Here is a 10,310-nt window from a genome sequence, read left to right as displayed (position 1 = left end):
GAGAGCATATTTTCTACCTGTTTCGGTGTATCTTTTAAGAGAGTTTTCCATTATACAACCGAGACACAGCCCTGTTCCGCATCCGAATACATTTTCTACCGAAACTGAGCAGGCTACCTTAAATTCGTCGGCGATTTCTATAACTTTCGACAACATAGGATCCGGTCCACAAGCATATATTCTCTCATATTTTTTGTCTCTCAATTTTTCAATCAACAAATCGGTAATATAACCGTTATATCCTAAAGTTCCGTCATTAGTCGCATACAGTACACGATCAGTATTGCTGGGAAGATAGTTGACCGATTTTGTCCTGAATCCGGCAAGAAGCAACGGGTTAATTCCATAAGAGAACATTTTTTGCGCTAAATAGAGCAATGGAGGCAGTCCGATCCCACCCCCTATCAAAAGGATATCGGAATTTTCCTTTTCAAATCTGAATCCGGATCCGAGTGGTCCTAAAATGTCGAGAGAGTCTCCTGTTTCTAATAAGGAGAGATAATATGTTCCTCTGCCCACCACTTCGTAGATGATTTCAGTCGATTCATCATCCGTGCCGGCTATGCTGAACGGCCTCCTGAAAAAAGGTGCGTCTTCACCCCGAACTCTGATATTTATGAATTGACCCGGAGTAGATTTAGAAATTTCCGGAGTTGTTTCAAATTCTAATGAATAGATATTATGGGCAATTTCCCTGTTTGAAAGTACCATTACAAAAGATTTACCCATTATTTGTTAAGCAAGTATCACCGTCTTTTTAACTTTTTTGGTTTTTCTTTAAGATGTTCTTCCGTCTCCTTTTCTTCAGTCTCTTTAGATTTTATCAGCAGAGCTAATCGTTTCATTTTTGACCTGGCTTCTTTAGCGTACTTTGTATCGGGATACTGTTCGACGATACGTTTATATTCAGAATGACTGATCTCCGGAGATTCATTTCTGTTATCTATTATCGAGGCTCTAAGATATGCTGCTTTTGCCGCGTATGCTGAATAAGGATATTCCGACTCTAATTGTTGCACCAGTTTAAACGCTTCCGTTCTGTTTTCTCTTATCAGACCCTCGTTAAACGCCCTGTCATAGATATCCATCTCCGGGATCTGGGATAAGCCCTTTTCCTCTATTGGTATTTTAAGATGCCGGCTCGCCTCCATAACAGAGGGGCTATCAGAGTAATCATTTATGACGAGGTGAAACATCGAATCGGCGTATTGTTCATTTTCGTACACTGAATCGTAAAGCAGTCCGAGTGTGAGAGCGGCGCGCGGTGCAAACTCAGAATTATGATGATCTTTTAAGATTCTTTCGAGGATTTGCCTTGCTGAGTCCGGTTGTGCTAAATCAAGATAATAGTATTCAGCCATCAGATATTTGCTCATTATCAGCTCACGAAGTACAACGTCATAAGCTCTTTTTCCGAATCTACTTTCTTTCTTCGGTTTTTTCACTTCTACGACTGTCTTTACCTTTTCTTTCAATGCTTCCGAGCTGTCGATCGGAACTTCGTTTAATCCGAATATCTTGAAATCATCTCTCATTAAATCCGATTTTCTTTCCTCTATTTCCTCATCTTCATCTTCCAGGTTCGCAAATTCACTATTTAGCAATTCATCCGTTGTGTTTTCGTCTGATTCATCTGTTTTACCGGATGCCGAATTGTCCGTTTTTCCCTTCACACCTTGTTTTTGCTTCCGCGCGGGAAGTATATCATCTAAGAATTCTTTTTTTACAATTGTATACTCTCTTAATAAATCTTCGGCTTTCTCTTTTTCACCCGACAACCAAAGAAGTTCGATATTGTCTATCTTCGTTGTTTCCAGAGTGGCAAGGAAACCATCCAGAATTCTTTTGTTCCGACGGGAAGAATTTGTATATACATTCTTTTTTTTCGATTTTGCCGAGCGAGCAAAATACTCACGCGCAAAATGGTAGTTGATTCGGTTGTGCAAACTGTCAATCGGATAGAGATGAAGATTGCCTAATATGAACCATGCATGAGCAGAAGATGTCGTCTTTTGATAATTAATTCCTACATCTCCGTACATCTCTATCGCTCCTTCGGTATCACCGCCGCGCAATGAGATGTCCGCTATTTCATTTTCAATTTCACCCCTGATTTTTTTGAACCGTTCAGAATCATGCATCGTCTGAAGAATATCAAGAGCTTCGTTTGTTCTTCCCATATGCTTCAACGACCGGGTGTAATCCATTTTTGCCTTTTCTAACAGCTCAGGATTCGGCAAAAGAGATTCGACTTTTTTAAATGCACTAATAGCATTTTCGAAATCGCCTTTCCCTAAGAGTATCGTCCCGATTCGATAATTTATTTCAGCTTTTTGTTGATCGTTTTTACTGTATTTCAGGTTTTCTCGAAGATACTTTAATTCGAGATCCTCAGATCCCTTATCCCTGTAAATTTCAGACAACATTTCATACCCGGCGGAGCGTAGTTTATCGTCGTTCGTCAACTCCAATACTTTGGTGATTCCCTCTTCGGCAATCGTGTATTGTCCGAGTTTCCATGCCGCCCTTCCAGACCACAGAAGCGATTCGTTTGTCAGGTTACTTTCGGGATACCTCCTGAGAAGTTCTTCTAAATTGATCTTTGAATTCTCATAATCGCCAAGATAGTAATATGATTTCCCCATTATTAATAAAGCATCGTCAACATAGCGGCTGTCCGGAAACTTACGAATTACCGACTTACATTTTTCGATTGCGAGTTCGTAATTTTTCACTTCATTTTGAGTTATCTTGATACCGGTATTCTTTTCGGACGCGTTTCTGCCGCTGTTATAATATTTCTTGGCATTATAGTAAGTGTTGAAATAAGCACAGGAGAATTGTGCCGAACCCAATGATAAAAGAAATGTAAACAGTAATAATTTTCTCAAAAGATGACTCTCAAGAAATCCATGATCGGTTATACCTTTGACGCAAGCATCCCGAAATACACGATGACAAGTGATAATAACAAACTGAAGGCTGAAGAAAATATTGACCGTTTTCTGAGGTTGTTCAGTTCAACACTAATTTCTTCGGACTCGGAAGATTGCAATCTTTCTGACAATCTGGACATTTTAGGACCCAAATAAAAAGTATGCAGTGCAGTGTTCAGAACCATTAAAGCGAATAGAATCAGCTTAATAATTATACTCATCGTGTAGATTGGTGTTTTCATTAGATCGGATATAGAATCTTCGAGCATAATATTCGACAGTCCGGTCGCAAATAAGATCAGAAGGAGTATCCATCCTACCGTCTGAAACCGCCTCCCGAGAAGCGTCATCTGGGTGGAGAAATCAGCCGGATCCAGGTGTTTTCTCAATACCGGTACTTCTATCAATACAATATAAAGCATTCCGCCGACCCACGTTGACATTGCGATAATGTGCAGATAGTTTGATACTGTAAGTGAAAATTCCATCACTGATCCAAATTTAAATTAATAGTCAGGATACTCATCTTTCCACTTCTTCATCCCGCCGGTCATGTTATAAGCGTCGAATCCATTATCAGCTAATATTTTTGCAGCAATTGCGCTTCTCCTGCCCACACGACAGTATGCGATAATCTTTTTGTCCTTCTGTTCCGATAGCTCCGCTATCCTTGATTCAAGCTCATTATAAGGTATCAGAGTAGCTTTTGGAAGATGTCCTAAATCGCCATAATATTCTTCAAGTGTGCGCACGTCGAGCAATAAGACACTCTCGTCTTCGCTGTCAACCATTTTTCTCACTTCCACGACAGAAATTTCGTTATATCCCTCTCCACTGCTTGACGAGCAACCGGCCGCCGCCAATAATAACAATACGCATGTTAAAATAGTATAATTCAAAATCTTCCTCTTTATTCAGTTAAACGACCTTCCGGGATAATTATACTTTACCCAGCTGAAATTCGCAAATGAAAAGCGACCATATCCAAAGACTTTAAAATTTAGGAGGCTGCAAACAGACTGTAGAATCGAAAATAACTGCTGTCATGCTTGACATTATTTCGGTATTAGTATAAATTCACCCACTCTAATGAAAATTAACTACCTAAACGGGCCGCATCTTTTACGCGCTATGCCGGCAGGCTCCTCACAAATGGTAAAAATTCGCATTCATTCAAATGAACCTGACGTTGTTTTCACCATACTTGAAGATTACGGCGAGCTGTCAAAGAAAAAATACACGACATGAAATCGCGGCATGTCGCCTAATTTGAGGATTCAGAAATGGAACAGATTTCAATCGTCACAGATTCTTCCTGTGATTTACAGGACGAGGTTATCAAGGAGCTTAAGATCAACGTAGTTCCGTTGAGAATTTATTTCGGAACAGATTCATATCTTGACAAAGTAACCATGACCACCGGAGAATTTTATAAAATGTTTGAAATCTCGGATGTATCGCCAACCACAAGTCAGCCTACTCCGGCGGATTTTAAGAAAATTTATGAATCTGTATCCAGGCAATCGAATCAAATTATCTCTATCCACGTTTCGGGGGGCGCGAGCGGTACGCTTCAATCAGCCCAGACCGTCTCGAGGAACATTCCCGATACGGTCGTTACAACAATCGACAGCACTACGACGAGTATTGCGCTGGGACTTTTAGTTCGATATACCGCCGGTTTACTTGAAGATGGAAGATCGTACGATGAGGTGGTCCGTCTCACGAGAAAAATGGTTCCGAACATCGATATTGTCGTGGGTATCAAAGACGTCGCAAATTTGATTAGAAGCGGACGGGTTCCTCTTTCCAAAGGCATTATAAAATCTCTCCTTAATCTAAAACCGATTATTACTTTTGACGAAAACGGCAAAGCGAAATCCATATCAGTTTCATTCGGTAAGAGAGGCCTTCATAAAAAAGTGTTGAATCTGCTTATCAAGCGGGCGGAGAAATATACTAACCTCCGTTTTGCCGTTGTGCACACTCGCGCACCGATGCTGGCTAAGTGGCTCGCCGATCACATTATGGAAAGATTTGGCACAAACGACCTCTATATAGCGGAAGCTTCCGCCGCTCTCGGCGCTCATACGGGTATGGGTGCCATTGGCGCCGCGTTCATCGGAGAACCTAAAGAATAATGATATCGATTATAGGAGTTGTATTATTAAGCTACATTATCGGTTCCGTCCCGACTTCAATTATACTGAGTAAGTTTCTCAAGGGCATCGATATCAGAGATTTCGGCAGCGGGAACCCCGGCGGAACAAATGTATTAAGGACGCTCGGTTGGGGCCCGGGGTTGGTAGTTATTTTCGTCGACGTAGCGAAGGGTTGGGTTGCTGCTTATTATATAGCCAGCTTGGGATATGAAAACGGAATCCTCTCTCCTATGCTTGTTCAGATTATTGCCGGAGTATCGGCGATTTTAGGTCATGTTTATACCGTTTTCGCCAGGTTTAAAGGAGGAAAAGGAGTTGGGACGACGGCAGGTATGCTCCTCGCTATCTACCCCGTCGCATTGATATTCTGCCTTATAGTATTTCTTATAGTTGCTTTTACATCGAAATTCGTTTCCCTGGCATCGATGCTTGCGGCAATAACACTCCCCGTCTCGCTTTACCTGCTGGAACTCTATGCGGGAAGCTCTACCCCGCCTGTACAATTTTATTTCGCACTGTTTGTGATGCTGTTCATCTTGTACACGCACAGGAGCAACATTCGGAGATTGTTGAAAGGAGAAGAAAACCGGTTCGGAGTTAAATCAGGAAGCCTCGAATAATCCGCCTAATTTATCTTACCCGCAAATATTTTTATCGCAGGTTTACTGAATTCAACTTCAAATCCTTCGATAGATAAGCCTTTCCGGTCAGTCATTATTCCAATAGTAACTACTTCACCAGGTCTCACAAAGCGTGGGAAATTTCCGCCTACTTTAAACATGTGTGCCCGGAAAACCTGAGTATTCGTGTAATATAGATATTTATCTTTTTCAAGATCGAATTCTATTGTCCTGCCGGACTCGTTAACTACGTATATCATATACCTGTCACCGGGAAGCGCTATGCCGCCCCTCGTCTTAACGGCGAAAAACAGTTTTATCCCCTCTTTTTCACCGCTGAATTGAGCGATTTTCTCATAATTGACATTAAAATTCGGCTGAGCGCACCCGGCGACCAATAACAGCATTAATACTTGTAATCTGAAAAATGCGATACTAAGATGCTCTTTTAGCATTACACTCTTCGCATTGACAGAGCACTCTAAGAAGATCATACGTATAAATTCCAGTATCGTGACGATCTCCCCACTCGAACTGAAGTGCGTAATTTCCCATTCCGTTTATCTTCATCAATTCGAATGCTTCGGAGGGTAACTTACTCGAATCTATCGTAGGTGTAGTCTTCCCCCACAAATGGGGTTCTCCCCTGCAAGCGGCGCAGGGACAGGCGTTTCTGAGTGTGACAAAATCTATGAATGTCTCATGACCGTCCGACCAGTTGATCGCCAAGTCATTCGGCATGGTTTCAACGTTTATGGGTTCCATTTGTTCATCTTTCTATCAACTCTTCGTTGATTTTATAATTACCATGCATACGCCTCCGGAGCTGCACCACCCGGTCCGGGCCAAATTTCATCGATCTTACGTAAGGACTCATCGTCTAATTTGATCTCCAATGCTCTAATTATACCTGTTAGTTGTTCTTCATTTCTCGGCCCGATAATCGGAGCTGTAACTGCATCGTTATGCAGGAGCCATGCGATTGTAACGTGAGCGGGTGATTCATCTATCTCCGCGCAAAATTTGTAATAATCTTCAATATTCGTTTTGAATTCATCGACCTTTTCCCGTGCAAATTTATCCGCCGTTCTTACTTTTCCTTTTGCCTTGAACGCTGACCCGCTCAAGATGCCGCCGTCTAAGGGACTCCAGGGTATAATGCCTATCCCATGGTCTCTGCATGACGGTAGCACTTCAAGTTCAGGTAGTCGACAGCTGAGAGTATATTTATGTTGTTCGGATACCAATCCCAGAAAATTTCTGCTGTTCGCCGCTGCCTGCGCTTTTGCGATATCCCACCCTGCAAAATTGCTGCTGCCGATGTACAAAACCTTCCCATCCCGGACTAACTGCTCCATTGCTTCCCATATCTCTTCGTACGGGGTTGTTCTTTCCACGTGATGCATCTGGTAGAGGTCTATCCTGTCAGTCTTCAGGCGTTCGAGGCTATCTTCACACGCCCTGATGATGTGATGTTTGGATAATCCTCTGTCATTTGGCTCCTCTCCCATTTTCCCATAGACTTTGGTCGCGAGTACGACCTTTTCCCTTCTCGAACTTTCATTAGCGAACCAGCTGCCGATTATTTTTTCGGTAATTCCATCTCCCATTTTCCAACCGTACACGTTTGCAGTATCAAAAAAATTTATTCCAATCTCAATCGCTTTATCCATTATATCGTGAGATTTGTCTTCATCGGTGAACGGACCGAAGTTCATAGTCCCGAGACATAACCGGGATACTTTCAATCCGCTTCTACCTAAATTGGTGTATTCCATTATGATTCCTTATCAGCAATACTGATTCTTGCTTTACTTTATACCTGTAACAAAGGCTGACGTCATAGGGGGTACAGGATCTTTAATATCAATATCCCTGAACCCGACGTCTGACAGCCATGACTTCATCTCGTTCCCGCTGTAGCATCTTCCACCCGTCATCAATTGCATTTGCACAGAAAAGATAGAACCGTCATACGGAGCCGTTTTCTCCTCATTTAAGATATGATCTTTTATCAAAAGAACTCCATCTTTGTTCAGGCTCTTATATATCTTTTCAATTAGTTTTATGTTTTCTTCTGACGTTTCCTGATGAATAATATTGAATAGGAGCGCACAATCAATTGATTCCGGGAAGTTATCGGTTTTGTAATCGCCCTCGACAAATTCTAATCTTTCACCTAAAGAGTACTCCATCGAGATTTTTTTCGCAATGGCAATAGTTTCAGGGAGATCGAAAAGAAACGCTTTGATGTCAGGATATTTTTTGCACAATTCATAGGAGTAAGTTCCCGGTCCGCACGCTACGTCGAGTAGTCTTGTTGCTTTTGATAAATCGATAACTTCAGCCGTTATCGCTGCATCGCCCCTTGAAAGTGCGAAATTATGCATTCCCTGTATAAAATGCTCCCATCCGGATTCATGCCGTTTTTCCATATACGGTTTCTCTTGCGGGGTTCCCTCTCGAATCATAGAAGTTAGTTTCTCCCACCTCTTCCAGTGGTCACCCGTAAATTGGATTATATCGCCGATGTAAGATTCTGATCCTTTCAGCAAAAATCGTTTTGAAGATTCATTGTTTGAGTACCTTTTTTCTTCTTTCGTGAGCAGCTCCATGCTGACCAGCGCATTCAGAAGAATCTCGGTCGTATCTACATCTGTACCGCAAAGCTCTGACAGTTCAGCAGCCTCAATCGCATTACTCTTAATCGCCTCGAACAATCCGAGCTCTACGGCGGAATTGAGTATTCTTGAAGCCTGGAAGCCGTTAACTATCTGCATTAGGTCTTTAAATTCCATCTCTCGCCGGTATTAATTTTAAACCGATGCGAATTTAAGGAAAGAAGAATGAAGTTACAATATAAGATAAATTAAAGGGCGGTGACCTTTTACAGCCACCGCCTTTATTTTCGGTAGGTTTGTTCTGTGGGTATTAGGTGAAGTCTTTCGTTATCTGTTCCTGCCCCTTGCGTCTTCGTAAATCATGTTTCTGACTAACGATCTCTTCCTTTTAAGCCTATCAATCACTGTGATAGTCAAAAGCGTTATCACCGTTATCATTATCGCTATGTTCATTTCAGTTCCATATCATTATCGTTTCTATTTGTTATACGACAGCGCTGCCCAATTGTTTCACTTGTTAAGAAAATTATAAGCTTTCCGATTCAGACGGCATATTATCCAAGCCGAGAAGAAACCTGATATCCTTTTCTACAACAGCCGCTTTATCAGGATATATCCCGAGAAACTTTTTATAGATATTCCCTTTTTTCGTTATAATGAAATTCGTGGGAAAACCCCAGATACCCCCGAATGATTCCATAACTTTTTCATTACCGATCAGGACATGATAATCCATCCCGAGCCGTTCAACAGTAGGCATTATATCGTCAGCATCGCCCGACTGTACTGTAACGCCTACTACCTCAAAACCGTACTCTTTGTATTTTCTTCGCATCTCGATCATGTCAGGTATCTCGTGCAGGCACGGACCGCACCAGGTTGCCCAGAAATCAACGAACAGCACCTTTCCTTTCAGCGAATTCGAATCAAAATGAGTTCCATCGAGGTACTCTAATTCAAAATGCGGCATAGGCCTTAATTCAGCCTCATCAATTGATAAAGATTTAGCCTCCACTTTACTTCCGGATTCATTCGAGGAACATGCCGCCATCGTAAGTGCCGTAATTCCTGCCATCATTATTGCCTTAAACCTCATCAACCATCTACTCCTTCAATTCATATTCGTTCTTTTATGACACTTGCAGTTCATGTATTCAAGATGCGTAATCATCAACGAGCTTAATGTATTGTGGATTACTAATACCCATATTTATCCTGATGTGGAATCCGCAGTTTTTGCGAATGCCTTCAGGAATTCTATCGGGAGAGGGAATACGACAGTAGAGTTATTCTCCGCCGCAACCTCCGTCAACGTCTGAAGAAATCGAAGTTGAATCGCTGCCGGTTCCTTACCGATAATATGAGCTGCCTTTGCTAATTTATCTGATGCCTGAAATTCTCCTTCGGCGTGGATTATTTTCGCGCGTCTTTCTCTCTCGGCTTCCGCTTGCTTTGCCATTGCTCTTTGCATCTCCTTCGTAAGCTCCACATGTTTGAGCTCTACCAGACTTACCTTAACCCCCCAGGGGTCTGTCTGATCATCAACGATTTTTTGCAGTTTTTCGTTTATCTCTTCACGATTCGATAGTAGCTCATCGAGCTCGACCTGCCCTAATATGCTCCTTAAGGTCGTTTGTGCCAACTGACCGGTGGCAAAAAGATAATCCTCCACTTCCACGATAGCTTTTTCAGGGTTAATAACCCTAAAATACAAAACGGCGTTAACCTTAACGGAAACGTTATCTTTTGTGATTATATCCTGCGTCGGGATATCCATGGTCACGACTCGTAAACTTACTTTCACCATCTTATCGATAATTGGGATGAGGAATATCAACCCTGGACCTTTCGAACCGATGAGTCTGCCCAATCTAAATATCACGCCTCTGTCATATTCCCTCACAACTTTTAGAGCTGTGCTTAAGAAAAACAGGACAACTATTATAATGAGTATTATCTGTGCCATAATTT

Annotated in this window: 12 protein-coding genes; 2 read left to right on the top strand and 10 right to left on the bottom strand. The window is 41.9% G+C overall.

Annotated elements, in window-relative coordinates; genetic code table 11:
• The 4 genes from IID12_00930 to IID12_00915 form a co-directional block, all read right to left on the bottom strand.
• Window positions 1-729 (bottom strand): dihydroorotate dehydrogenase electron transfer subunit (locus tag IID12_00930; GenBank protein MCH8287656.1); only part of this gene is annotated, 729 nt, incomplete at its 3' end.
• A 17-nt stretch (window positions 730-746) separates the two neighbouring features.
• Window positions 747-2,891, bottom strand: a complete 2,145-nt coding sequence (locus IID12_00925) for a tetratricopeptide repeat protein (GenBank protein ID MCH8287655.1) — start codon at window positions 2,889-2,891, stop codon at window positions 747-749.
• A 29-nt stretch (window positions 2,892-2,920) separates the two neighbouring features.
• Window positions 2,921-3,424 carry a DUF4149 domain-containing protein gene (locus tag IID12_00920; GenBank protein MCH8287654.1) on the bottom strand — a complete coding sequence of 168 codons (504 nt, stop codon included), beginning with the start codon at window positions 3,422-3,424 and terminating at the stop codon, window positions 2,921-2,923.
• An 18-nt stretch (window positions 3,425-3,442) separates the two neighbouring features.
• Window positions 3,443-3,727 carry a rhodanese-like domain-containing protein gene (locus IID12_00915; GenBank protein MCH8287653.1) on the bottom strand — a complete coding sequence of 95 codons (285 nt, stop codon included), beginning with the start codon at window positions 3,725-3,727 and terminating at the stop codon, window positions 3,443-3,445.
• Between the two features lie 492 nt (window positions 3,728-4,219).
• Here IID12_00915 and IID12_00910 point away from each other — a divergent pair, with 492 nt between their 5' ends.
• Window positions 4,220-5,077 carry a DegV family protein gene (locus IID12_00910; protein ID MCH8287652.1) on the top strand — a complete coding sequence of 286 codons (858 nt, stop codon included), beginning with the start codon at window positions 4,220-4,222 and terminating at the stop codon, window positions 5,075-5,077.
• Window positions 5,077-5,718, top strand: a complete 642-nt coding sequence (gene plsY, locus IID12_00905) for a glycerol-3-phosphate 1-O-acyltransferase PlsY (GenBank protein MCH8287651.1) — start codon at window positions 5,077-5,079, stop codon at window positions 5,716-5,718. Before IID12_00910 ends, plsY begins: the two co-directional genes overlap by 1 nt.
• A gap of 5 nt (window positions 5,719-5,723) precedes the next feature.
• Here plsY and IID12_00900 read toward each other — a convergent pair whose 3' ends face one another.
• The 6 genes from IID12_00900 to IID12_00875 all read right to left on the bottom strand — a co-directional run bounded on the left by IID12_00900 (window position 5,724) and on the right by IID12_00875 (window position 10,305).
• The gene (locus tag IID12_00900) at window positions 5,724-6,173 is read right to left on the bottom strand and encodes a hypothetical protein (protein MCH8287650.1); all 450 of its coding nucleotides are present in this window, start codon (window positions 6,171-6,173) and stop codon (window positions 5,724-5,726) included.
• Window positions 6,154-6,483 (bottom strand): DUF971 domain-containing protein, encoded by a 330-nt coding sequence (locus IID12_00895; protein ID MCH8287649.1) that lies wholly within the window; start codon window positions 6,481-6,483, stop codon window positions 6,154-6,156. Before IID12_00895 ends, IID12_00900 begins: the two co-directional genes overlap by 20 nt.
• A gap of 38 nt (window positions 6,484-6,521) precedes the next feature.
• Complete coding sequence (locus IID12_00890) at window positions 6,522-7,496, bottom strand: aldo/keto reductase (protein ID MCH8287648.1); 975 nt, start codon at window positions 7,494-7,496, stop codon at window positions 6,522-6,524.
• Window positions 7,497-7,529: 33 nt separating this feature from the next.
• Window positions 7,530-8,516 (bottom strand): methyltransferase domain-containing protein, encoded by a 987-nt coding sequence (locus IID12_00885; protein ID MCH8287647.1) that lies wholly within the window; start codon window positions 8,514-8,516, stop codon window positions 7,530-7,532.
• Window positions 8,517-8,865: 349 nt separating this feature from the next.
• On the bottom strand, window positions 8,866-9,438 hold the full coding sequence (locus IID12_00880) for a TlpA family protein disulfide reductase (GenBank protein MCH8287646.1): 573 nt from the start codon (window positions 9,436-9,438) through the stop codon (window positions 8,866-8,868).
• A gap of 111 nt (window positions 9,439-9,549) precedes the next feature.
• Window positions 9,550-10,305 (bottom strand): slipin family protein, encoded by a 756-nt coding sequence (locus IID12_00875; GenBank protein MCH8287645.1) that lies wholly within the window; start codon window positions 10,303-10,305, stop codon window positions 9,550-9,552.
• Window positions 10,306-10,310: the final 5 nt, after the last annotated feature.

The sequence above is a fragment of the Candidatus Neomarinimicrobiota bacterium genome, from assembly GCA_022567655.1.
Taxonomy (GTDB): Bacteria; Fidelibacterota; SORT01; order SORT01; family SORT01; genus JADFGO01.
This window is presented reverse-complemented; position numbering and strand designations above follow the sequence as displayed.

Excerpts from the sequence above, each read along its gene's own strand:
- IID12_00920 (MCH8287654.1), bottom strand. The coding sequence starts at position 3,424 with ATGGAATTTTCACTTACAGTATCAAACTATCTGCACATTATCGCAATG.
- IID12_00915 (MCH8287653.1), bottom strand. The coding sequence starts at position 3,727 with ATGGTTGACAGCGAAGACGAGAGTGTCTTATTGCTCGACGTGCGCACA.
- IID12_00910 (MCH8287652.1), top strand. The coding sequence starts at position 4,220 with ATGGAACAGATTTCAATCGTCACAGATTCTTCCTGTGATTTACAGGAC.
- plsY (MCH8287651.1), top strand. The coding sequence starts at position 5,077 with ATGATATCGATTATAGGAGTTGTATTATTAAGCTACATTATCGGTTCC.
- IID12_00900 (MCH8287650.1), bottom strand. The coding sequence starts at position 6,173 with ATGCTAAAAGAGCATCTTAGTATCGCATTTTTCAGATTACAAGTATTA.
- IID12_00895 (MCH8287649.1), bottom strand. The coding sequence starts at position 6,483 with ATGGAACCCATAAACGTTGAAACCATGCCGAATGACTTGGCGATCAAC.
- IID12_00890 (MCH8287648.1), bottom strand. The coding sequence starts at position 7,496 with ATGGAATACACCAATTTAGGTAGAAGCGGATTGAAAGTATCCCGGTTA.
- IID12_00885 (MCH8287647.1), bottom strand. The coding sequence starts at position 8,516 with ATGGAATTTAAAGACCTAATGCAGATAGTTAACGGCTTCCAGGCTTCA.
- IID12_00875 (MCH8287645.1), bottom strand. The coding sequence starts at position 10,305 with ATGGCACAGATAATACTCATTATAATAGTTGTCCTGTTTTTCTTAAGC.